The following is a 24282-nucleotide window of genomic DNA, read 5'->3' on the forward strand; positions in this document are numbered from 1 at the left end:
TCTATCCGACGTGCCAGCACACCGACCAAGGAGGGATGTTATCGTCCAACGCACTGCCCCAGATCAAAGTTCCCGCAGGCCGGTCTTTTGGCGCCGCGATTTCGCGGTCCCCGAGATTGGCAGTCAGTGATAGCCGCCGGCCTTCGCCCATGCGCCAATGTGCCGTCAGCAGGCTGTTGTCTGCATGCGCGTTGCCGAAGCTGGCGCCGGCAAGCCGCGGCGTAATTTCGCGGTGGCGGATCGCAAGCAGGTTCCTGACCAGCGCCAGCCGCGTCCTTCCCGGCTCGCGGTCGCACTCGGTCCAATCCAGCACGGCCGATTGAAAGGTCGATCGCTTCAGCGGATCGGGAACCTCGTCGCCATACTTGGCGTAGGCCCAGGCATATTCCTCGCGCCTTCCCTTGCGGACGGCGTTGGCGAGATCGCCGTGGAAATCGCAGAAGAACGGAAATGGCGCCTTCGAGCCCCATTCCTCGCCCATGAACAGCATCGGTGTCATCGGCGCCAGCAGCGTGATCGCCAGCGCGGCCTCGATGGCTTTGGGATCGGCGAGGCTCTCCAATCGGTCGCCGAAGGGGCGATTGCCGATCTGGTCGTGGTTCTGCAGGAAGTTGACGAAGCAGGTCGGCGACAGCGCGCCGCTCGGCTCGCCGCGGCGGATGCCGCCCCAGAAGGCCGAGACCTCGCCCTGGTAGACGTAGCCGGACGCGAGCGCCCGGGCGAGGTCGCTGCGCGGTGAACTCTGGTAGTCGCCGTAATAGCCTTGCGCCTCGCCGGTCAGCATCACGTGCCAGACGTGGTGATAGTCGTCGTTCCATTGCCCGCGATATTTGCCGCGCGGCGGGTCCTCGGTGGCGTCGAGCAGGCTGGCGCGATTATCGCTGTTCTCGAGCACCATGTTGATGTGCCGGCCGGTCTCCGCCGCAAGCTTGCCGACGGCGACGCTGAGATCATGCAGGATCGGGATTTCGCCAGCCTCCACGATGGTGTTGACGGCGTCGAGCCGCAGGCCGTCGAAGCGGTAGTCGCGCAGCCAGTGCACCGCGTTCCCGATCGCGAAGTCGCGCACTTGCTTGGCGCGATAATCGATCGCGCTGCCCCAGGGCGTGTGCGCGTCGGTGAAGAAGTTGGGCGCATAGCGGCCGAGATAATTTCCTTCGGGGCCGAAATGATTGTAGACGACATCTAACATCACCATCAGCCCGCGCTGATGGGCGGCGTCGATCAGCGCCTTCAAATCCTCCGGCCGGCCATAGGCGCTGTCGGGCGCGTACCACAAGACGCCGTCATAGCCCCAGTTGCGAGTGCCAGCGAAATCGGCGAGCGGCATCAATTCCAGCGCGGTGATGCCGCACGCGACGAGATGGTCGAGCCTGTCGATGATCGCGCGATAGGTGCCCTCTGATGTGAAGGTGCCGACATGCGCCTCGATGACAACAGCCTCACGCCACGGCCGCCCACGCCAATCGGTGGCGCGCCACGGGAAGGCGTCGTGATCGATCACCTCGCTCGGGCCGAAGACGTCGTCGGGCTGGAAAGCGGAAGCGGGGTCAGGAACGTCGATCTCGTCATCGATGCGGAACTTGTAGCGCGCACCGGCCGCGACGCCGGGAATTTCGGCGGTGAACCAGCCATCGTCGCCGCGGCTCAGCGCATGCGGCTTGTCGAGCAGCACGTCGACGCGCTTGGCCGCCGGCGCCCACAGGCGGAACAGCGCGCCGTCCTTCGTCAGCAGCGGGCCGAAATGCCGCTCATTCATGCCGAGCCCGCAAAGGCGAGCACCGAGCGGGGAGGCGCCTTGGTGTCGGCGCCGGATGCGAAATCAACGGGCATCTGCTTGTTCTCGGTGGTGTTGAGCACCTGGCGCCAATTCCTGTATTCGGGCATGACTGGCATCTTGAACGCGATCTCTTCCGGTGCGGCATTCAGCACAATAAAGATCGGCGCGTGCCCTGGTTCCATCGGTCCGAGCACATAAGAGAGAAAACGCCCCTCCGGAAAATTCCAGTCGGACTCCTTCATGTCTTCCGCCGCCGGCGTCAGCCACAATACGCCGTAGGAGCCGTCGGCGCGGCGGCCGTCCAGCCAGCGCTGCGAGCGAAGCTGGGCGAACCTGCGGCGCAGCCCGGTCAAATGGCCGATGAAGTCGGTGAAGTCCTCGGTGTCGTCGCCGAAATTGTCCCAATTGACCCAGCCGACCTCGTTGTCCTGGCAGTAGGCATTGTTGTTGCCAGCTTGCGAATTGCTGACCTCGTCGCCGGCGAGCAATAGCGGCGTGCCTTGCGCCAGCAAGAGGCTGGCGAGCTGGTTCTTCCGCAACTGGCGGCGCAGCGCGATGATGTCAGGATCGTCGGTCGGGCCTTCGACGCCGCAATTGTTGCTGTGGTTGTCGTTGGAGCCGTCGCGATTTTCCTCGCCGTTGGCTTCGTTGTGCTTCTGGTTATAGCTGAAGAGGTCCGTCAGTGTGAAACCGTCGTGCACGGTGATGTGATTGATGCTGGCGCGCGTCGCGCGGTTGTCGTGATTGAACAAGTCCGATGACGCCGTCATGCGGCGCGAGACTTCGCCGATCAGGCTGCCTTCGCCGCTCCAATAGCGCCGCATCGCGCTGCGATAGCGGTCGTTCCATTCCGACCATTGCGAGGTGAACGCGCCGACCTGATAGCCGCCGAGGCCGAGGTCCCAGGGTTCGGCGACGAGCTTGACGGTGGCGAGCACCGGATCCTGCCTGACCGCGGTGAGGAAGGACGCGCTGCGGTCATAGCCGTTCGGTTCGCGCGCCAGGGTGGTCGCGAGATCGAAGCGGAAGCCGTCGACATGGCAGACCTCGACCCAATAGCGCAGCGAGTCCATCACCATCTGCAGTACGCGCGGATGGGTGAGCCTGACCGAATTGCCGCAGCCGGTGAAGTCGTCGTAGTAGCGCGGATTGTCCGGCTTCAGCCAGTAATAGGAGGCATTGTCGATACCGCGGAATGACAGCGTCGGGCCCATATGGTTGCCCTCGGCGGTGTGATTGTAGACGACGTCGAGCATCACCTCGATGCCCGCATCGTGCAATCGCGCCACCGTGGTGCGGAAGGAATCGAGCGCATTATCCTGCGCGTAGCGCGGCTCCGGCGCGAAGAAGGCGAAGGTGTTGTAGCCCCAGTAATTGACGAGCTTCTTCTCGACCAGGATGCGGTCGTCGATCAGGCCGTGGATCGGCAATAGTTCGATCGTGGTGACGCCGAGCCGCTTGAGATGGTTGATCATCGCGGGCGAGGACAGTCCGCCATAGGTGCCGCGCAGGTTCGGCGCGACGTCCTCGCGCTTCTGCGTCAGTCCCTTGACATGCGCCTCGTAGATGATCGTGTCTTCCCAGGGGATGTGGGGACGGATTTCGCGGCGGCCCCAGTTGAAGGTCTCGTCGACGACGACCGCCTTCGGCATGCCGCGGGCATTGTCGCGGCGGTCAAAGGAGAGGTCCTCGCGCGCGCTGCCGGTGCGGTAAGCGAAATGCGCGTCGCTCCACACCAGCCGTCCAGAGAGCCGCTTGGCATAGGGATCGAGCAGGAGCTTGTTGGCATTGAACCTGTGGCCGCGCTCCGGCGCGTAGGGGCCGTAGACGCGATAGCCGTAGAGCTGGCCCGGCGAGACGTCGTTGAGATAGCCGTGCCAGACGTCCTCGGTTCGTTCCGGCAGCACGATGCGTTCGAGTTCGCGGCGGCCCTGGCTGTCGAACAGGCACAGCTCGACCTTCTCCGCGTTCGCGGAGAACAACGCAAAATTGGTACCCCTTCCGTCCCAGCTTGCTCCCAGCCGGGACGACGTTCCCCCAGTCAGTCGCATACGTCAGCTTTCAGGTACGAGGAAGATCGCAGCCAGCGGCGGAATGGTCAGGCTGAGCTCGGGCACGATGCCTTCCAGCGTAACCACCTCACCGATATTGCCGACATTGCTGCCGCCATAGTGGGAGGAATCCGAATTCAGCACCTCGCGCCATTTTCCGGCGAAGGGCACGCGGACGCGATAATTGTGATAGACGTTCGGCGAGAAGTTGACCACCACCAGGCAGCGCGAACGCGCGTTGTTGCCCTTGCGGATCCATGCGAACACGTTGTGGTCGGCGTCATCGGTGATGACCCATTCGAAGCCGGCCGGATCGCAATCCAGTTCATGCAGCGCCGGCAGCGCGCGATAGAGCCGGTTGAGATCGCGCATCAGCGCCTGCACGCCGGCATATTTCGGCTGCTCGAGCAGATGCCAGTCGAGCGAATGTTCGTGCGCCCACTCGCGCTCCTGGCCGAACTCGCAGCCCATGAACAACAGCTTCTTGCCGGGATGGCCGAACATGAAGCTGTAATAGGCGCGCAGGTTCGCGAAACGCTGCCATTCGTCGCCGGGCATGCGGCCCAGGATCGAGCGTTTGCCGTGCACGACCTCGTCATGCGAGAGCGGCAGGATGAAGTTCTCCGAGAAAGCGTAGTGCAGGCCGAACAGGATGTCGCCGTGGTGATATTTGCGGTGAACAGGCTCCTTGCCGATGTAGCGCAAGGTGTCGTGCATCCAGCCCATGTTCCACTTGTAGCCGAAGCCGAGCCCGCCGAATTCGACCGGGCGCGACACCTGCGGCCAGGCGGTCGATTCTTCCGCCGCGGTCGTGGCCTGCGGGAAGCGCCCGAACAGTTCGGTGTTGAAGCGGCGCAGGAAGTCGATCGCCTCCAGGTTCTCGCGGCCGCCATATTTGTTCGGGATCCAGCCGCCCGGAGGGCGGCTGTAATCGAGATAAAGCATGGAGGCGACCGCATCGACGCGCAGGCCGTCGATGCCGTAGCGGTCGAGCCAGAACAGCGCGTTCGAGACCAGGAAATTGGTTACCTCGGTGCGCCCGTAATTATAGATCAGCGTGCCCCAGTCGAGATGGCGGCCCTGCAGCGGGTTGGCGTGCTCATAGAGCGCGGTGCCGTCGAAATGGCCAAGGCCGTGCGGATCGTCGGGGAAGTGCCCGGGCACCCAGTCGAGCAGCACCCCTAACCCTTCGCGATGACAGGCATCGACGAGCGCGGCGAAGTCGGCAGGCGAGCCGAACCGGCTCGTCGGCGCGAACAGACCTGTTGGCTGATAGCCCCAGGAGCCGTCGAACGGATGCTCGCTGACGGGGAGGAATTCGAGATGGGTGAAGCCCATGTCGCGCGCATAGGCTGGAAGCTGCTCGGCGAGCTCGCGATAGGTCAGCCACTCATTGTTGGCCTTGCGGCGCCATGAGCCGAGATGGACCTCGTAGATCGAGATCGGTGCGCCAATGGCGTTGATGCCTGAAGGGGCCGCCTGCGGATGCGGGATGTGGTCGAGGTCGACCACGATCGAGGCGGTCTTCGGGCGCAGCTCCGCGCCAAACGCCATCGGATCTGACTTCAGCGGCAGATGCTGGCCGTTGGGGCCGATGATGTCGAACTTGTAGTGGTCGCCGGCGCGGGCATGCGGGATGAACAATTCCCAATAACCGACGCCGCGCACCCGCATCGGATGCCGCCGCGCGTCCCAGAAGTTGAAATCGCCGACCACGCTGACCCGCCGCGCGTTCGGCGCCAGCACCACGAACGCGATGCCGTCTACGCCGTCAAGCGTCATCGGATGCGCGCCGAGCTTGTCATAGATGCGCTGGTGGGTGCCTTCGCCAAGCAGATAGAGGTCGAAGTCGCTGAGGACCGGCGGGAAGCGGTAGGGGTCGTCGAGATCGACGACATTGTCGCCGAAGCGGGCGCGGAGCTGGTAGCGCCGCGAGCCGTTGGGCAGCGCGCCGGCGAACAGGCCGGCATCATGGATGCGCGCGAGCGGTGCGGTCTCACCATGCTCGCCGATCGCTTCGACTTTGGACGCTTCCGGCAGGAAGGCGCGCACGACGCTCTGGTCGCCCTCGGAGTGGAGCCCGAGATAGCGGAAGGGATCGGAATGGCGACCTTCGATGATCGCGTAAGCTTCAGCAGGCAATCTGGTCATTGCGGCTCATGCGGTTGTTGCGCCAGGATGCGGAGCATCCCGGTCAGCGGGACGCGCAGCCAGTCGGGCCGGTGCGCCAGCTCATATTCGATCTCGTAGAATGCTTTCTCAAGCAGGAAGAAGTTGAGCATCCGCTCCGCGGCTTCGGGATCGGCCGGCCACAAGGGCTGGCCCGCCATGGTCTCGCGATAGGCGGCCAGGAATGTTGCGGTAGCCCGGTCCCGCCAGTCGGCGAGCGCCAGCGCGAGCTTGCCCTGCTCGTCGGGGGCGACCTTCAGCGCCCGATCGAGCGCAGCGGTGACGGAGTAGTCGATCGAGCGGACCAGGCCGGCGACATCGCGCGCCGCCGGGGCCTTGCGCCGTCGCTCAGTGATGCTCCGTCGCGGCTCGCCCTCGAAATCGATGATGAAGATGTCGTCCTTGACGATCAGCATCTGGCCGAGGTGGAAGTCGCCGTGATGGCGGATGTTGAGGCCGTCGATGTCCCCGGGGAGCAGCGCCTTCAGCCGGGCCGGCAAGCTATCCTGCTGCGCCAGAAACTGCGCCACCAGCGGGCGATCGGCCTCTTTCAGCGTATCCCGCCGCTGCGTCAGTGTCTCGAAAACGCGATCGGCACGGGCCAGGATGTCGTCGGTCCAGCGCTGCGCGTCTTCCGGCCTGGTCGGTTCCGGGACGAACTCGGGCAGGTCGCGGTTGCTCGCCAGCGCAATGTGCAGTTCGGCGACCCGTTTTCCCGTTTGCGCCATGTAGCGCAGATAGGAGATCTGCTGTTCGCTTTGCTTCGTCTCATGGTTGGTCGCGAGCAGCCGCTGCTCCTCGACAAAGCGGTCGAGATAGGCTGATGTTACGGTCCATGCCTCGCCCTGGTTGGTGACAAAGGCGTGGACGATGCCGATCGCGCTGCGCTTCTCGCCCTCGACGAGCTCGACCGTGCCGAGCAGCGCCGGCGTGTTGGCGAAGCCTGCGACGTCGGTGAGGAAGCGTCCCATCTCGATCTCCGGATTGATGCCGGGCTCGAGCTTGCGATAGATCTTGACGACGTAATCCTCGTCGACCAGCGCGGTGCTGTTGGACTGCTCGGTCTCCACGGCGCGAATGCGCTGGGGCTGCTTGATCGGCTTGTCCGTGAAGCGGCTGGTCGGGCGGAATTCGAGGCGCAGCGCGATGCCCAGCTCCTCGTCCTCGACCGTCAGCGACTGCGCCAGATTGCGCAGCAAGAGCGCGATGAAGATCTCGTCGGTGGCGACGTCGAGCAGCGTGCCCTCGCGCGCGCCCTGCCGTACCGCGGCAAGTGCGCGCGGATTGTAGCGCTCGCGGTCGAAGCGCACCCATTCGATCCGGATCGGCAACACGTAGCGTGAGGTGGCGCTGCGCTGCGTCGTCTGGAAGAAAGTGAGCCAGGGGCGGTTGTCGCCGATGTCGCAGAAGGGAATGGCGGAGACGAGCTGCGGCTGGATCGCTTTCGGCAAGCTCTCGGGATACCAGCGCGCCCGCGACAAGTGGCCCGGCAGCACGTCGCGCTCGAACACGCCGCGGGCGCGCGCCAGTGACACCCAGGTCGAATTCAGCGGCACGACCAGCGTCTCGAATTCCGGCACTGCGCGCCGCGGCATGGCGATGGTCTTGTCGGGCTCCTGGAGCTGGAACCAGTAGAAGCCATACGGCGCCAGCGTGACCATATAGGGCAGTTCGCCGATCGTCGGGAAGCGCGTGCGGCCGAGCATCTCCAGCGGAATGCGTCCCTTGAAGGCGGAAAGGTCGAGCTCGGTCGCCTGCGCCGAGCGCGACAGGTTGGCGACGCAGAGAATGACCTCGTCCTGATACTGCCTGACATAGGCGAGCACCGAGCGGTTCTCGGGGCGAATGAAGGTCATGGAGCCGCGGCCGAAGGCCAGCGTCGACTTGCGCACCGCGATCAGCCGCTTGGTTGCGCTGAGCAGCGATGACAGGCTCCGCGACTGCGCTTCCACGTTCACGGCTTCATAGCCATAGACCGGGTCCATGATCATGGGCGCGTAGAGTCTGGCCGGGTCGGCGCGGGAGAAGCCGCCATTGCGGTCAGGGCTCCATTGCATCGGCGTGCGGACGCCGTTGCGGTCGCCGAGATAGATGTTGTCGCCCATCCCGATCTCGTCGCCGTAATAGATGATCGGCGTGCCCGGGAACGAGAGCAGGAGCGAGTTCATCAGTTCGATCTTGCGCCGGTCATTGTCCATCAACGGGGCGAGGCGGCGGCGAATGCCGACATTGATGCGGGCGCGGGGATCGTTGGCATAGGTCGACCACAGATAGTCGCGCTCGACATCGGTGACCATTTCCAGCGTCAGCTCGTCATGGTTGCGCAGGAACAGCGCCCATTGGCAACTGGCCGGGATATCCGGCGTCTGCCGCAGGATGTCGGTGATCGGAAAGCGGTCCTCCTGCGCGATCGCCATGTAGATGCGCGGCATCAGCGGGAAGTGATACGCCATATGGCATTCGTCTTCGCGGCCGAAATATTCCTGCACGTCCTCCGGCCATTGATTGGCTTCGGCGAGCAGGACCTTGCCCTTGGCGTAGGTGTCGAGCTCGCGCCGCAGCAATTTGATGATGGCGTGCGTCTCGGGGAGGTTCTGGTTATTGGTGCCTTCGCGCTCGCAGAGATAGGGGATGGCGTCGAGCCGGAATCCGTCGACGCCGGTGTCGAGCCAGCGCTTCATCACCTGCACGATGGCGCGCACCACGCGCGGGTTGTCGAAGTTCAGGTCCGGCTGGTGCGAGAAGAAGCGGTGCCAGTAGAACTGACCCGCTTCCGGGTCCCAGGTCCAGTTCGACTTCTCGGTATCGGTGAAGATGATCCGCGTGCCCTGGTATCTCTGGTCGGTGTCGCTCCAGACATACCAGTTGCGCGCGCTCGAGCCGGGATGGCTGCGGCGCGCGCGCTTGAACCAGGCGTGCTGGTCGGAGGTATGGTTGATGACGAGCTCGGTGATGACGCGTAGGCCGCGCTTCTTGGCTTCATGGATGAAGCGCTTGAAGTCCTTCATCGTCCCGAAATCGGGATTGATGTCGCCGTAGTCGGCGATGTCATAGCCGTCATCGCGCCCGGGGGACGGATAGAACGGCAACAGCCACAGCGTGGTGACGCCGAGATCCTGCAGATAACCAAGCTTCTCGGTCAGCCCTGCGAAATCGCCGATGCCGTCGTTGTTGCTGTCGGCGAAGGCCTTGACGTGGAGCTGGTAGATGATGGCGTCCTTGTACCAGAGTTCGTCCGCCGTCTCGGTGGCCACCAGTTCCTTCGTCTCGACCGCTGAAAGCACGTTCATGGCACCGCCCCCTTCAGGCCAGGCAGCGGAACAGCACCGCCGGATCGCGCATCGGATCAATCCGCACCCGGATGCCGCCCCAGTCGAGTGCGTAGCGTTCGCCGGTGATGAGGTTCTCGACCGCGGAGACATGGCGGCGCTCGTCGCCGGCACCTAGCTGGACGTCGCCGAGCGGCAGCCAGACTTCATGGGCGTCGCGCGACAGTGCAATCGCGACCGCAACCGTGTTGCTCCCATCGACGGCTTCCTTGACGAACCCGATCACATTGCTGTCCTCGATGGGCAGGAAACGCAGATTGCTGGTCTGCTGCAGCGCTGCGTTGGCGCGGCGCGCCAGGTTGAGGTCGCGGATATAGGGCTTGATGTTGCCGGGCTGGTCCCAGTCACGCACCTTGATCTCGTATTTCTCGGAATCGAGATATTCCTCCCGCCCGGGGATCGGCACGTGCTCCAGCAATTCGAAGCCGTTGTAGATGCCGTAGGTGCCGGACAGCGTCGCCGCCAGCGCCACGCGAGACTTGAACATCCAGGGCTCGCCGCCCTGCAGATGGAAGGGCAGGATGTCGGGCGTGTTGACGAAGAAGTTCGGCCGGTAGAAGTCGTGTTCGGGATAGCCGGTGAGCTCGATCAGGTATTGCTCCAGCTCCCAGCGCTGGGTGCGCCAGGTGAAGTAGGTGTAGGACTGGGTGAAGCCGAGTTTTGCCAAACCCTTCATCAGCTTCGGCCGCGTGAAGGCCTCGGCAAGGAAGATCACGTCGGGATGGTGCAACTGCACCTGGTGGATCAGCCATTCCCAGAACGGGAACGGCTTGGTGTGGGGATTGTCGACGCGGAAGATCTTCACGCCCTGGTCGACCCAGAACAGGATCACGTCCCGCAGCGCGTTCCACAGCGAGCCTGAATCCTCGCAGCCGAAATCCGGGTTGACGATGTCCTCATATTTCTTCGGCGGATTCTCCGCATAGCGCATCGAACCGTCGGGGCGCTTCTTGAACCATTGCGGATGTTCCTTCAGCCAGGGATGGTCCAGCGAACATTGCACCGCGAAGTCGAGCGCAACTTCCATGTTGTGCTCTTTGCACGCCAGCACGAAGGCGCGGAAATCCTGCAGCGTCCCCAATTCCGGATGGATGGCGTCATGACCGCCTTCGGCCGAGCCGATCGCGTAAGGGCTGCCGGGATCGCCGTCCTTGGCGGTCACCGCATTGTTGGGTCCCTTGCGGTTGATCTTGCCGATCGGGTGTATCGGCGTGAAGTAGACGACGTCGAACCCCATCGCCGCGATGTCGGGCAACCGATCGATGCAGTCGCGGAAGGTGCCGTGCTGGCCGGCCACCTTGCCCTGGCTGCGTGGAACCATCTCATACCAGGAGCCGAAGCGTGCCCGCGGCCGGTCGGCGACGAACGGGAAAAGCTGTGAGCGCGTCAGGTCGGGCCGCGACTGGCTTTCGGCCATCGCGTCCTGCAATTCGGGTGTGAGCAGCGGCGCCGGATCGCCGGTCTGGAGGTAGGTCTCGCACTGCTTGAGGATGACGGCCGCAGCCGCTCGTCCGCCGGCCTGCGCCTTGGTCAGCATGCCCGCGCCTTCGATGGCATCGAGTGTCACATCAGTGCCGGCCTTCTGCTTCAGCTCAAAGCCGTGGCGCCAGGTGGCGAATTCGTCGGTCCAGGCCTCGATCGCATAGAAATAGCGGCCGGGTGTGTCGGGGACGAAGGAGCCAAACCAGCGGTCGTTGCCATGCATGGTCATCGGCTCGCGCCGCCACTCGTGGTCGAGCTCGCCGCGCCAGATCAGTTCGGCGGCGACGATATCATGCCCGTCGCGGTAGACGTCGGCCCAGACCTCCACGCGCTCCCCCGCGATGCGTTTCACGGGGAAACGGCCGCCGTCGATCAGCGGATAGACGTCTTCGATATGAAAAGTGCCGGCGGCACTCTCGACAGTTTGAGCAGTTTTGTTCACGGTGATGCCGCCATTGACAAGGAAATGACGCCCCCGTTGCGTGAAGGATACGCTCCGGACTGATATAGAAAGCCGCTCATGGGACATTGGTTCCCATGGAACGGCTGGGAGGACAGCGAGTTAAACATCATCTATCCCCTTCCTGCATCTACATAATTTCGTGACCCGCGCTTGCCGGGTTGCGTGCAAAGCGCGTGCCGAATGGACCCCTACGCCAAAGCCAGAGACCTCGGAATTACGACCGAATATATCGACGGTCAGGGCCACCGCCGTGTGACAGACGCGGCTGCGTTGAAAACGATCCTCGACGCCTTGCCGCCGCGCGAGCCGCGCCGGTGGATCGAACAGCCTGTTGTCGTGCGGCGCGGTCGCCCCGCGCCATCGGAGCTTTCGACGGACGCCAAGTTGCCGGTCGGATGGACGATTTCCGCCGGTGGCAAAATGATGGCGAAGGGTGAGGCGGGCGACCGGACGATATCCTGGCCGCGGGATCTGCCGGTCGGGGTGTACCAGCTCCGCCTGAACGACGCTGCCGGATCGACCGAAGAGCTGCCGCTGATTGTCGCACCGGAACGCGCCTTTGGCGGCGATTTCGCCCGCTGCTGGCTGCTCGCGGTTCAGCTCTACAGCGTGCGTTCCGCGCGCAATTGGGGAATGGGCGATTTCACCGACCTGCGGGGCTTGATCGAACTCGCCCATCAATTGGGTGCCGGTGGTGTCGGACTTAACCCGCTGCATGCGCTGTTCGATGACCGCCCCAGTGATTGTAGCCCCTATTCGCCGAACAGCCGGCTGTTCCTCAACGCGCTCTATGTCGACGTTGAGAAGCTGCCGGAATTCCGCGCCGACCCCAGCGCGAAGGACAAGCTCGCACAACTGCGCGCCGGGGACATCGTCGACTATCGTGCGGTTGCGGCGTCAAAATGGCAGGCGCTGCGCTCGGCATTCGCCAACTTCAAGGCAAGCCCGACACTCGAGCGCCGGCAGGACTTCGAACGCTTCAGGACCGAGCGCGGGCCGCTATTGTCGCGCTTCGCCTGTTTCGAGGTTTTGCGGAAAAAGTTCAATCAGCCCTGGTGGGAATGGCCGGAGGAATGGCGGCGGCCGGACGACGGCAAGTGCAGCCGCCTGCGCAAGGGCGCCGATTTCGGCGAGATTGAGTTCGTCGAATTCGTGCAATGGAACGCTGACCGGCAGCTTGCGGCATGCAAGGCGCTAGCGCACCAGCTCGGCATGAAGGTCGGGCTTTATCTCGATGTCGCCGTCGGCGTGCAGTCCGACGGTTTCGATGCCTGGAACGAGCAGGGGGCGATCTCGCGCCTGCTCGGCGTCGGCGCGCCGCCGGACCCGCTCAACACCGCCGGGCAGGATTGGGGACTTGCCGGCTTCAACGCCGCCGGCCTCGAAATGCGTTCCTTCGAGCCGTATCGGCAAATGCTGCGCGCCTCGATGCGCCATGCCGGCGCGATCAGGCTCGACCATGTGCTCGGCTTGAAGCGGCTTTATCTGGTGCCGCAAGGCTTCGGCCCGGAGAATGGCGCTTATGTGCAGATGCCGTTCGAGGCGCTGCTCGCCGCGACCGCGCAGGAGAGCGTGGCGCATCGCTGCGTCGTGATCGGCGAGGATCTCGGCACCGTGCCGGAAGGTTTTCGCGAGCAGATGAACGACTGGGGCATCTGGTCCTATCTGGTGATGATGTTCGAGCGCGACGACAGCGGGGCGTTTCGCGGCATCGACCGTTACGCCGCCAATGCGCTCGTCACCTTCAACACCCATGATCTTGCGACCTATGCTGGCTGGCGCTCGTTCAGCGATTTGAAGCTGAAGCGTTCGCTCGGGATCGATCCGGGCGAAAGCGACGAGGCGCGCTGGCGTGCCCTGGGCATGCTGGACGAGCTGCTGCGCCGGAACGGCGTCGACCGCCATGATCTTTATTCGGTGGCCGCTTTCCTCTCCCGGACCAGGTCCCGCCTGCTGACGATCTCGCTGGAGGATTTGCTCGGCCTGGTCGACCAGCCCAACATTCCCGGCACCGTCGACGAACATCCGAACTGGCGGCGGCGGCTGCCGGTGTCGATCGAGCACATCGCCTCCGCCATCGATGTCGAAGCGCTGAAGAACGCCACCCGCGAGCGGTCGTCCACATCAACCTAGAGCATGGTCCGGAAAAGTGGAAACCGGTTTTCCGAAAAGATCATGCTCAAATAAAGAGGGAGCAGTCGCCACCGTGTCTTGCAGGATCGAAGATTACGGACTGATCGGCGACTGCGAGACGGCGGCACTCGTCGGTCGTGACGGGTCGATCGACTGGCTGTGCTGGCCCGCCTTCGATTGCGACGCCTGTTTCGCCGCACTGCTCGGCAACAACCGGCATGGCCGTTGGCAGATCGCGCCGGCCGAGGCCATCATCAAGACCTCCCGCCGTTACCGCGACAACACGCTGATCCTGGAGACGCGGTTCGAGACGGCAAGCGGTGTCGTCGAGCTGATCGACTTCATGCCGCCGCGCGGCAAGGCTTCCGACGTCGTGCGGCTGGTGCGCGGCGTGAAGGGGTGCGTCAAGCTGCAGATGGAGCTGATCATCCGTTTCGGATTGGGCACTGATATTCCCTGGGTCAAGAAGAGCGAGGACGGATCGGCGCTGCTGGCGATCGCCGGGCAGGACATGATCGTGCTCCGCTCGCCGGTCCAGACCCGCGGACAGGACATGACCACGGTGGCCGAATTCACGGTCGGCGAAGGCGAGACCGTGCCTTTCGTGATGACCTATGGACCCTCGCATCTGCCGGTTCCGGGGCCGATCGATCCCGCGCAGGCCTTGCAGGACACCGAGGCGTTCTGGACTGAATGGTCGAACCGCTGCACCTATGAGGGGTTTGCCCGCAACCTCGTGCTGCGCTCGCTGATCACCCTGAAGGCGCTGACCTTCGCGCCGACCGGCGGCATCGTTGCGGCGCCCACGACCTCGCTGCCGGAGAAACTCGGCGGCCAGCGCAACTGGGACTACCGCTATTGCTGGCTGCGGGACGCGACCTTCACGCTGCTGGCGCTGATGAACTCGGGCTATACCGAGGAAGCGCTCGCCTGGCACAATTGGCTGTTGCGCGCGGCCGCGGGATCGCCGGCCAACATGCAGATCATGTACGGCATCATGGGCCAGCGGCGGCTTCTGGAATGGGAAGCGCTCTGGCTGCCCGGCTATGAGGGCGCGCAGCCGGTTCGTATCGGCAATGCGGCGCATGCGCAGTTGCAGCTCGACGTCTACGGCGAGTTGATCGACGCCTTCCATCAGTCGCGCGTGGCGAAGCTGCAGCTCGACGAGCGGAGCTGGTCGCTGGAATGCACCGTGCTCGAACACCTTGCGGAAGAATGGGACCGGCCGGACAACGGCATCTGGGAGCGTCGCGGCGAGGGCAGGCACTATGTCTTCTCGAAAGTGATGACCTGGGTCGCGTTCGACCGTGGCATCAAGAGCGTCGCACAATTCGGCCTCAAGGCACCGCTCGACAAATGGCTGGTGCTGCGCGAGACCATCCACCGCGACGTCTGTGCCAAAGGATTCGACATCGAGCTCAATTCGTTCGTCGAATCCTATGGTTCGAAACTGCTGGACGCCAGCGTCCTGCTGCTGCCGGCGGTTGGATTCCTGCCGCCGACCGATCCGCGGATCCTCGGCACGCTGGCCGCCACCGAGCAATACCTGATCCGCGACGGCTTCGTCATGCGGCACGACCCGCGCGAAGTCTCCGACGAGAAGCAGCCGATCGAAGGCGCCTTCCTTGCCTGCACCCTTTGGCTCGCCGACGCCTATGTGCTCGCGGGCGAGGTCGGGAAGGCCCAAACGCTGTTCGATCGCGTCATCGCGATCGCCAATGACCTCGGCCTGTTGGCCGAAGAATTCGACGCCATCGCCGGCCGCCAGACCGGCAATTTCCCGCAGGCGCTGACCCATATCGCGCTGATCAACACCGCGCACAATCTGAGCGACGCCAAGCGGGCGGCGGAGAAACCGGCCGTGCAGCGGTCGAAATAGGCTGCCGCCTGGGCCTCCCGCGACGGAACCCGCGGGGTCGTCGATCATTGTTGCAAATATCCAGATCATGATCCGATTGAACGAAATCGGATCATGATCTCATCTCTTTGTTTGAGCATGATCTTTTCGGAAAACCGGTTTCCACTTTTCCGGATCATGCTCTGGTTGGAGGATCGGCAATGGCTCGCCTGTTCGCCGCAGCGTTGTTTGCGTGCTGGCTGTCAGGGCCGGCGTTCGCTGCCGGCCTCGATGTCGCCGCGATCAACAATGCCGGGTACCGGGCTCGCCCCGCGGCCGAGGACAAGGCCGACGCGACAATCATCAAGGCCCAGGTGCTGCTCGAGCGCGCGTTGTTTTCGCCCGGAGAGATCGACGGCAAGTTTGCCGAGAATACGCGGAAGGCGCTGCAGGCGTTCGCGGAAGCCAAGGGCCTGACGTTTCAGAAGACGCTCACCCCGGAGATCTGGGCGAAGCTGAACGAGACCAATCAGGGCGACGTCATCACGAGCTACACGATCTCCCAGAAGGATGTGAAAGGACCGTTTGTCAGGAGAATTCCCGCCAGGCTGGAGGCGATGAAATCGCTGCCGGCGCTCGGCTACAAAAGCGCGCGCGAGGCGCTTGCGGAGAGATTCCACATGAGCGAGGGGCTGCTCGCCCAGCTCAATCCCGGCAAGAAGTTCGACCGGGCCGGCGAGACCATTTTTGTCGTCAACGGTCGCGATCCCCGGCTCAAGCTGAGCGTGGCCCGGATCGAGGTCGACAAGTCGCGGCAGACCGTCAAGGCCTTCGACGGCGGCGGCGCGCTGGTTGCGTTCTTTCCGGCAACCGTCGGCAGCCAGGACAAGCCGACGCCGAGCGGCACGCTCAAGGTGATCTCGTCCGACGCCAATCCCTATTACCGCTACAACCCGGCCTATAGGTTCAAGGGCGTGCACGCCAAGCGGCCGTTCATCATCAAGCCCGGCCCGAACAATCCGGTCGGATCATACTGGATCGGGCTTTCGGGCGAAGGTTACGGAATCCATGGTTCGCCCGAACCCTCGAAGATCAGCAAATCGGAATCCCATGGCTGCATCCGCCTGACCAATTGGGATGCCACGCTGCTTGGTGCGAGCGTCAAGAAAGAGACGCCGGTGGATTTCGTCGAGGGCGCGGACAACAAGGAGAGCTGAGCGGCGATTGCAACGACGGCGCCTCCACAATTACGATGTCGTCCCGGGCTTGACCCGGGACCCATAACCACAGGGCGTTGTTGTGTGCTCCGCTGCAACTGCTTGCTCGCGCCACAACATCTCCCTGTGGTTATGGGTCCCTGCTTTCGCAGCAACGACAGCGGTGATGGGGTTGGTCAAGCGGTTTCGTTATAGTTCAATACCATCTCGATCGCCTTGGCGAAGCCGTCGCGCTCGTAGCTGTCGGTCACGAACTTGGCCTGGCTCTTGACCTCATCGGTGGCGTTGCCCATCGCAAACTGAACGCCGCTCCGGGCGAACATCGGCAAATCGTTGCGCATGTCGCCGATGGTCGCCACCGCCTCGGTCGGAATGCCCAATCGTTTTGCCATCGCCTCGACAAAGGTGCCCTTGTCGTGGCCGGGCGGGGTGACGTCGAGATAATAGGTTTGCGAGCGGACGGCGGTCGCCTCGGTGCCGACCGCCTGCTGCATCGCGGTTTCGCAGCGCGCGAGCAGCGGGGCGTCGGAAGATGCGCCGACGATCTTGCAGGCCTGGTCGAGATAGGGCGTGTAATCCGTGACGATGGTCGGGTCGTGCCGGATGGTGTGCCGCTCGTGCGCGACATATTCGCCGTCGGGATTGGCCGTCAGCCAGCGGTCGTTGGTGAACAGCCAGATGTCGACGCCGAATTCGCGCAGCAGCTCGATGCTTCGCCGCGCGGTCGCCGGCGGGATCAGGTGCTGCTCGACCGGCTTGAGCTGCGGATCGATGATCGAGCTGCCGTTGAAGGCGCCGACCGGCAGCGTGATCGACAGCGGCTCGATCAGGAATCCCATGCCGATCGAGGGACGGCTGGAGACGATGGTGAAGCCGACCCCGGCCGCATGCAGTTTTTGCGCGGCTTCCCGGGCGGCGTCGGTCAAAACCTTTTCCTTGGTCAGCAGCGTACCGTCGACGTCGGAAACGAGCAGGGCGATGCGGGTCATGGGACTACCGGTTTGATTTGGCGGATGATGGCGTCGACGGTGGCGTCGATCGAGACGGTGATCGGATGTTCGCTTAGGCTCGGCGGCTCCAGGGTCTGGAACTGGCTCGCCAGGAGGCCCGGCGGCATGAAATGGCCCTTGCGCTGGGCGAGCCGGCCCGCGATCAGCGCCTCGGTGCCGTTGAGGAAGACGATGCCGACGTCACTTCGTCCATGCAGGAGGATCTCGCGGTAGCCATGCTTCAGCGCCGAACAGGCGACCACCACACGCTGGCCTGCCTCGCAGACGCGGTCGATCTCGTCGGCGATCGCCTGCAGCCAGGGGCGGCGGTCGTCATCGGTGAGCGGCTGGCCTGCGCTCATTTTCGCGACGTTGCTTGCGGGGTGAAAGCGGTCGCCGTCCTCGAAACGCCAGCCGAGCCGCCTCGCAAGCGTCTCGCCGATCGTGCTCTTGCCTGAACCGGAAACGCCCATCACGACGAGGGCGCAGAAGGTCGCCGGATCAGCCACTAAAATTCTCCGGCCGCGCCGCCTCGTCGATCAACCAGACCGTCTCGCCGATGGATTGCGCGCGGTTCGCCGGCAGGTTCTCGCCGGACAACGCGCGGGTCAGGATTGCGCGCTTGTCCTTGCCGGCGACCTCGAACAGCATTTCGCGGCAGCAGGACAGCGTTGGCAAAGTCAGGCTGACGCGCGGCACGAACGGTCCGACATTGGCCTTGGGCACGCCGACCACCCATTGGTCGATCACCTCGATCGCCGGGTAGTTCGGAAACAGCGAGGCGGTGTGTCCGTCCGGCCCGATGCCCATCAGCACCAGGTCGAACAGCGGACGGGCTGCGTCGAGCGCCTCCGCGCCGTAGAACGATTTCAGCTCGCGCGCATAGCGTTCCGCCGCTTCATCGGGGCTGGCGGCATAGGTCGGGATCGGATGGATGTGGGGGGCGGGCGCGTAGCGATCCAGGAATGCCCCCCGCGCCATCGCCATGTTGTTCCTAGGGTCGTCGACCGGCACGAAGCGCTCGTCGCCGATGAACCAGTGCACGCGGTCCCACGGGATCCTGGCGTGGTACGGCTCGGTCGCAAGCAATTGGTAAAGCGCTTTCGGGCTCGATCCGCCGGTCAGGCAGATCGCGATCCGGCCGCCGTTCGCGGCCATCCGCGCCAGCACCCGCTCGGCGGCGGCCTTCGCCAGCGCCGCGGGATCGGCGACCACGATGATCTGGCGGCGACCGACGGCGGTCATCGTCAACCCAGCTTTCGCCAGCTACGGCCGTCGCGGGTCAGAAGCGCGTTGGCGGCCTCAGGGCCCTCGCAGCCGGCCTTGTAGGGTTGCAGGCCGGCGCCGCCGGTCTTTTTCCAGGCATCGAGGAAGGGTTGCACGGCCTGCCAGCCGGCCTCGACGCTGTCGGCGCGCTGGAACAGGATGTTGTCGCCGATCATGCAGTCATAGATCAGCGTCTCATAGCCGGTCGACGGCTCGGCCTTGAAGTAATCCTTGTAGCGGAACTTCATCTCGACGCCGTCGATGTTGATGGTCGGGCCGGGAACCTTGGTGTTGAACTGCAGTTCGATGCCCTCGGTCGGCTCCGTGGAGATCACGAGGTAGTTCTGCGAGAGCTGGTCTATCGGCGTGTCGCGGAACATCGCGAACGGCGCCTGCTTGAACTTGATGGCGATCTCGGTGCGCTTGGCGGCCAGGGCCTTGCCGGTGCGCAGATAGAACGGTACGCCGGCCCAGCGCCAATTGTCGATGATGAGCTTGAGGGCAGCATAGGTTTCGGTGGTGCTGCCGGGCTTGACGTCCGCGGTCTTGCAATAGTCCTCGATCGCGGTGTCGCCGATCTTGCCGCCGCGATACTGCCCCCGCACTGAATTGTGCAACGCCTCCTGCTCGCTCTGGATCTGGATCGCGGCCAGCACATTGGCTTTCTCCGTGCGCACCGAATGCGCGTCAAAGCGGATCGGCGGCTCCATCGCGACCAGCGACATCAGTTGGAACAGATGGTTCGGCACCATGTCGCGCAGCGCGCCGGTCGAATCATAGAAGCTGCCGCGATGGCCGACGCCGAGCTTCTCGTCGACGGTGATCTGGATGTGGTCGATATGATTCCGATTCCAGATCGGCTCGAACATGCCGTTGGCAAAGCGCAGCACCAGGATGTTCTGGACGGTTTCCTTGCCGAGATAGTGATCGATCCGGTAGATTTGATGCTCGTCGACGAGCTTCAGCAACTCGGCGTTCAGGTGCTTCGCCGAGTCCAGGTTCGTGCCGAACGGCTTCTCGATCACGATCCGCCGCCAATAGCCGTTCTCCTTCAGCATGCCGGTGCGGGCGAGCTCCCTGGTGATCGGCAGGAAGGCGCCCGGCGGCGTCGCGAGGTAGAACAGGCGGTTGCCGCCGGTGTCACGCGCGGCTTCCGCCTTGTCGAGCTGGACCCGCATCTCGTCGAAGGACGCAGGGTCCTTCGGGTCGGCTTCAACCGCGGTGACGCAGTCGAACAGGCGCTTGGCGATGGCCTCGTCGACCGGGCGGGTTGCGAACTGCCGCAATCCCTTCATCAGGCTTGCGCTCAAATCCGCGTTCGACATGCCGCCGCGGGCAACGCCGACGACGCAGAATTTGTCGGGCAACAGGTTGGTCGCGGCGAGATTATAGAGGGCAGGGATCACCAGCCGGTGCGCGAGGTCGCCCGTGACGCCGAAAATGATGAAAGAGCAGGGGTCGGGTTTCTTTTGCGCGTGACCGTTCGTCATCGTTAAGCCTTCCCTAGCTCTTCTTGGCGCCTTGCGGCGGCTCCCGGTGGCCGCCGAAACCGGCGCGCATGGCGGAGAGAATCTTCTCGGCGAAGGTGTGGTCCTTGCGCGAGCGGAAGCGGGCAAACAGCGCCGCCGTCAGCACTTCCGCAGGCACCGCCTCGTCGATCGCGGCATTGACCGTCCAGCGGCCTTCGCCGGAATCCTCGACGAAGCCGGAATAATTATCGAGGGTGGCGTTCTCGGCGAGCGCGATCGCGGTGAGGTCGAGCAGCCAGGACGGGATCACGCTGCCGCGGCGCCAGACCTCCGCGATATCGGCGATGTCGAGATCGAAGCGGTGATCTGGCGGAAGCGCCTCGCTCTTGGCGTTCTTCAGGATGTCGAAGCCCTCGGCATAGGCCTGCATCAGGCCGTATTCGATGCCGTTATGGATCATCTTGACGAAATGCCCGGCGCCGACGGGGCCGGCATGGATATAGCCCTGTTCAATGCGGGGGTCGCGGCCGTCGCGGGACGGGGTGCGCGGAATGTCGCCGATCCCGGGCGCGAGCGTGCTGAAGATCGGGTCGAGCCTATCGACGACGGATTTCTCGCCGCCGATCATCATGCAGTAGCCGCGCTCGATGCCCCAGATGCCGCCAGAGGTGCCGACGTCGACATAGTTCAGGCCGCGCTCCTTCAGCGCCTTGCCGCGGCGGACGTCGTCCTGCCAGAACGTGTTGCCGCCGTCGATGATGGTGTCGCCCGGCTGCATCAGCTTCGACAGCGCGTCGATCGTCGCCTCGGTGATCTTGCCGGCCGGCAGCATCACCCAGGCGGTGCGCGGCTGCTCCAGCTTGAGCACGAATTCCTCCAGCGAGGCGGAGCCGGCGGCCTTGTCGGCGGCGAGCGTGGCGACCGCCTTCGGATCCTTGTCGTAGACCACGGCGCTGTGGCCGTGGGCCATCAGCCGGCGGACGATGTTGCCACCCATCCGCCCCAAGCCGATCATGCCGAGCTGCATGTTCTCATGTCCTTACTGTTGAGCACGATTCCGAAAACTGGAGCTCGCTTCACCTCCCCCGCAAGCGGGAGAGGGGCGCAGCTCGATCTTGGTCGGTACTCGATCCAATCTCATCCTGCTCTAGTTGAGGGCTTCGTTAAGCGCAGCGTCCAGCGTGGCCAGCGCCGGGCCCAGTCCGCCCTTGAGATGGACGCGGAGCGCGCGCCGGCCGCGTTCGGTCAATACGTCGAAATCGCCGCGCGCCTGCGCCGCCTTGATGACGCCGAAGCTTGCCTTCTGGCCCAGCACCGGCAGGTCCGCGGCATCGTCGGCGGTGATCTGCAGGAACACGCCGCTGTCGGGGCCGCCTTTGTAGGCCTGGCCGGTCGAGTGCAGGAAGCGCGGTCCGAACTCGGCGCAGGTGGCGAGATGCTTGCTGTCGCGCACGGCGAGCCGCATCTTTTGCAGCGCGTCGATGAACGCCGCGTCGCGCTCGATATAGGCGAGCAGGGCGACGTAGTCGCCGCGATGCGAGCGCGACAGGTGCGCCTTCAGCCAGGAGCCGAGCGTGCCGTCGGCGCCGGCCTTGCGCAGCTCGGCGGCGTTGTGCCCGTCGGTGTAGAGGTCGGCCTCGGCGGTGGAGACCACCGGCTGTTCGGCCGGCAGCGATCCGGTCTTCTCGAAGGCTGCGGTCAGTTCACGGGTCTTGATCTTGGCCGCCTCGACATCCGGCTGGTTGAACGGGTTGATGCCGAGCACCGAACCCGCCACCGCGGTCGCGATTTCGAAGCGGAAGAACTCCTGGCCGATATGGTCGATCGACGGCAGGACGATGCGGGCCACGGGATGGCCTGCCTGCTCCAGCGCGTCCAGCAGGGCGTCATGCTCGGCGTCGTCCTCGCCCTCGGTGCGGAGGTCGATGAAGAAGCGGTCGTCGCCATAGGCACTAGGCTCGCCCAGCGTCTCGCCGTCGACCGGGATCAGGCCCTTGCCGTCCTTGCCGGTGGATTCGGCGATCAACTGCTCGGCCCAGGCGCCGAAATCGGCGATCTTCCTGGACGAGGTGATCGTCACCTTGTCGCGGCCTTCGAGGCCGGCGAGCCCCATCGCGAGCCCGAGCTGCACACCCGGGTTCTCGTGCGGCGGCACGTCGGCGCCGCAGGAGCGCACCATCGACAGCGTATGCTTGATCAGGCTGCGGACATTGAAGCCGGCGGCAGCGGCCGGCACCAGACCGAACGGCGAGAGCACCGAGTAGCGGCCGCCGATCGTGGGCTCGCCGTAGAAGATGCGGGCAAAGCCCTGCCGCTTCGCGGTCTTCTCCAGCGACGAGCCGGGATCGGTCACCGCGATGAAGCGGTGGCCGGCCTTGGCGGCGCCGATCACCTTGGAGACACGGTCGAAGAAATAGTCCTTCATCACGTTCGGCTCGGTGGTGCCGCCGGACTTGCTGGAGACGATGAACAGCGTCTTGGAGATGTCGACCGCCGCTTCCATCGCCCGCACCTGCGCCGGGTCGGTGGAATCGAGCACGTGCAGCTTGGGGAAGCCGGTCTTCTTGGCGAAGGTCTCCGCCAGCACCTCCGGCCCCAGGCTGGAGCCGCCCATGCCGAGCACGACCGCGTCGGTGAATTTCTGGCCCTTCACGCGCTCGGCGAAATCCTCATAGTCGGCGATGTCGGCCTTCGCCGGGCTGGTCAGCCAGCCCAGCCATTTGTCCTCATCCTCGCCGGTCCAGACCGATTTGTCCTTGTGCCAGAGCCGGCGGACCTTGGCCGAGGCGCGCCATTCCTCGGTATTCTCTTCGATTGCCTTGGCAAGCTCGCCGCCGACCTTGAGCTTCTGGCCGTCGATGCCGGTGCCGAGCGAGGTCGCGCGCTTGAACGCGACGGCGCCATAGAGCTTGTCGGCGGCATCGGCGAACAGCCTGACGCCGTCCTTGACCAGCTCGGCGGTAATCGCGTCCAGCGAGATGCCGGACTTCTCCAGTTCGTCGAGCACACGCTGCGCGTCCTCGACGTTCTCCTCGAGGCTGTCGCGCACCTTGCCATGGTCGCGGAAGGCGTCGAGCGTCGCCGGCGGCACGGTGTTGACCGTGTCGGGGCCGATCAGCTCCTCGATATAGAGGACGTCGCTATATTCCTTGTTCTTGGTGCCGGTCGAGGCCCACAAGAGCCGCTGCGGCTTGGCACCCTTTGCCAGGAGTTTTTCCCAGCGCGGACCGGCGAAGATCTGCTTGTAATCCCGGTAGGCCATTTTGGCGTTGGCGATCGCGACCTTGCCCTTCAGCGACGCTAGCCGCTCCTTCTCGGTGGGATCGTTGGCCTTCGCGATCTTGTCGTCGAGCTGCTTGTCGACGGCGGAATCGATGCGGCTGACGAAGAAGCTCGCCACGCTCGCAATGTGCGATGGGTCGCCGCCGGCGCTCACGTATTTCTCCAGGCCCTTCAGATAGGCCTCCGCCACCTCGCGATAGACCTTTTGCGAGAACAGGAGCGTGATGTTGATGCTGATGCCTTCGCCGATCAGGTGCTCGATCGCGGGCAGGCCTTCCGGCGTCGCCGGCACCTTCACCATCAGGTTCTTGCGCCGCACCTCCTTCCAGAGCCGCTGCGCTTCGGCGATGGTGCCCTTGGTGTCCATCGCCAGATAGGGCGACACTTCGAGGCTGACGAAGCCGTCCTTGCCGTTGAGCTGGTCATAGACCGGTCGCAGCACGTCGGCGGCGTGCTGGATATCCTCGATTGCCAGATGCTCGAACAGTTCGGCGACCGGGCGATCGCCCTTCTTCAGCGCATGGCCGATCGCCCCGTCATATTCGTCCGAGCTGCCAATCGCCTTCTCGAAGATCGACGGGTTGGAGGTGACGCCTTTGACGCCGTCCTCGTCGATCAGCTTCTTGAGGTCGCCTTTGGCGACGAAGCCGCGGGCGAGGAAATCCAGCCATACCGACTGGCCGTGGCTTTCGAGTGTTTTGACGGGGTTCATGATGCCTGTTTCTGCTTGATCGGGTCGGTGGACGGGTTCCCCAGCAGCTTTCTGGGGCGGGACCGGATTGTCAACACGGGGCGGAAAGGGCTGCCTAAGGCGA

The 24282-nt window shown here is 64.3% G+C and carries 14 protein-coding genes; 3 read left to right on the forward strand and 11 right to left on the reverse strand.

What is annotated here, in order from left to right:
* Position 1: 1 nt before the first annotated feature.
* The 5 genes from treZ to OZ411_RS17315 are packed head-to-tail and all read right to left on the reverse strand — an operon-like array spanning position 2 to position 11253.
* Positions 2-1759 carry a malto-oligosyltrehalose trehalohydrolase gene (gene treZ, locus OZ411_RS17295; protein ID WP_282528918.1) on the reverse strand — a complete coding sequence of 586 codons (1758 nt, stop codon included), beginning with the start codon at positions 1757-1759 and terminating at the stop codon, positions 2-4.
* Positions 1756-3831 (reverse strand): glycogen debranching protein GlgX, encoded by a 2076-nt coding sequence (glgX, locus tag OZ411_RS17300; protein ID WP_282528919.1) that lies wholly within the window; start codon positions 3829-3831, stop codon positions 1756-1758. The genes treZ and glgX overlap by 4 nt, the downstream gene beginning before the upstream one ends.
* A 3-nt stretch (positions 3832-3834) precedes the next feature.
* Positions 3835-5982, reverse strand: coding sequence for a 1,4-alpha-glucan branching protein GlgB (gene glgB, locus OZ411_RS17305; protein WP_282528920.1), 2148 nt, complete (start codon positions 5980-5982; stop codon positions 3835-3837).
* Positions 5979-9290 carry a maltose alpha-D-glucosyltransferase gene (treS, locus tag OZ411_RS17310; RefSeq protein ID WP_282528921.1) on the reverse strand — a complete coding sequence of 1104 codons (3312 nt, stop codon included), beginning with the start codon at positions 9288-9290 and terminating at the stop codon, positions 5979-5981. The genes glgB and treS overlap by 4 nt, the downstream gene beginning before the upstream one ends.
* Positions 9291-9303: 13 nt before the next feature.
* On the reverse strand, positions 9304-11253 hold the full coding sequence (locus OZ411_RS17315; RefSeq protein WP_282528922.1) for an alpha-1,4-glucan--maltose-1-phosphate maltosyltransferase: 1950 nt from the start codon (positions 11251-11253) through the stop codon (positions 9304-9306).
* Between the two features lie 201 nt (positions 11254-11454).
* On the opposite strand from OZ411_RS17315, the gene malQ reads away from it, so the two are divergent.
* The 3 genes from malQ (at position 11455) to OZ411_RS17330 (ending at position 16461) form a co-directional block, all read left to right on the forward strand.
* Positions 11455-13407, forward strand: a complete 1953-nt coding sequence (malQ, locus tag OZ411_RS17320) for a 4-alpha-glucanotransferase (protein WP_282528923.1) — start codon at positions 11455-11457, stop codon at positions 13405-13407.
* 73 nt (positions 13408-13480) lie between these two features.
* A complete protein-coding gene (locus OZ411_RS17325) occupies positions 13481-15286 on the forward strand; it encodes a glycoside hydrolase family 15 protein (protein WP_282528924.1) in 1806 nt (601 codons plus the stop codon).
* Positions 15287-15465: 179 nt separating this feature from the next.
* The gene (locus tag OZ411_RS17330) at positions 15466-16461 is read left to right on the forward strand and encodes a L,D-transpeptidase family protein (RefSeq protein ID WP_130578792.1); all 996 of its coding nucleotides are present in this window, start codon (positions 15466-15468) and stop codon (positions 16459-16461) included.
* Positions 16462-16637: 176 nt separating this feature from the next.
* Here the strand turns inward: OZ411_RS17330 and OZ411_RS17335 are convergent, their stop codons facing one another.
* The 6 genes from OZ411_RS17335 to OZ411_RS17360 form a co-directional block, all read right to left on the reverse strand.
* Positions 16638-17450: an HAD family hydrolase gene (locus OZ411_RS17335; RefSeq protein ID WP_282528925.1), complete on the reverse strand. Its 813-nt coding sequence runs from the start codon at positions 17448-17450 to the stop codon at positions 16638-16640.
* Entirely contained in the window at positions 17447-17923 is a 477-nt protein-coding gene (locus OZ411_RS17340; RefSeq protein ID WP_282528959.1) for a gluconokinase, read from the reverse strand. Before OZ411_RS17340 ends, OZ411_RS17335 begins: the two co-directional genes overlap by 4 nt.
* Positions 17924-17951: 28 nt before the next feature.
* Entirely contained in the window at positions 17952-18695 is a 744-nt protein-coding gene (gene pgl / locus OZ411_RS17345; protein WP_282528960.1) for a 6-phosphogluconolactonase, read from the reverse strand.
* A 2-nt stretch (positions 18696-18697) separates the two neighbouring features.
* On the reverse strand, positions 18698-20206 hold the full coding sequence (gene zwf / locus OZ411_RS17350) for a glucose-6-phosphate dehydrogenase (RefSeq protein WP_130582121.1): 1509 nt from the start codon (positions 20204-20206) through the stop codon (positions 18698-18700).
* 13 nt (positions 20207-20219) lie between these two features.
* The gene (gene gnd, locus OZ411_RS17355) at positions 20220-21212 is read right to left on the reverse strand and encodes a phosphogluconate dehydrogenase (NAD(+)-dependent, decarboxylating) (protein ID WP_282528926.1); all 993 of its coding nucleotides are present in this window, start codon (positions 21210-21212) and stop codon (positions 20220-20222) included.
* A 120-nt stretch (positions 21213-21332) separates the two neighbouring features.
* Complete coding sequence (locus OZ411_RS17360; RefSeq protein ID WP_282528927.1) at positions 21333-24179, reverse strand: bifunctional transaldolase/phosoglucose isomerase; 2847 nt, start codon at positions 24177-24179, stop codon at positions 21333-21335.
* Between the last annotated feature and the right edge of the window lie 103 nt (positions 24180-24282).

This window comes from Bradyrhizobium sp. Arg237L, assembly GCF_029990105.1.
GTDB lineage: Bacteria > Pseudomonadota > Alphaproteobacteria > Rhizobiales > Xanthobacteraceae > Bradyrhizobium.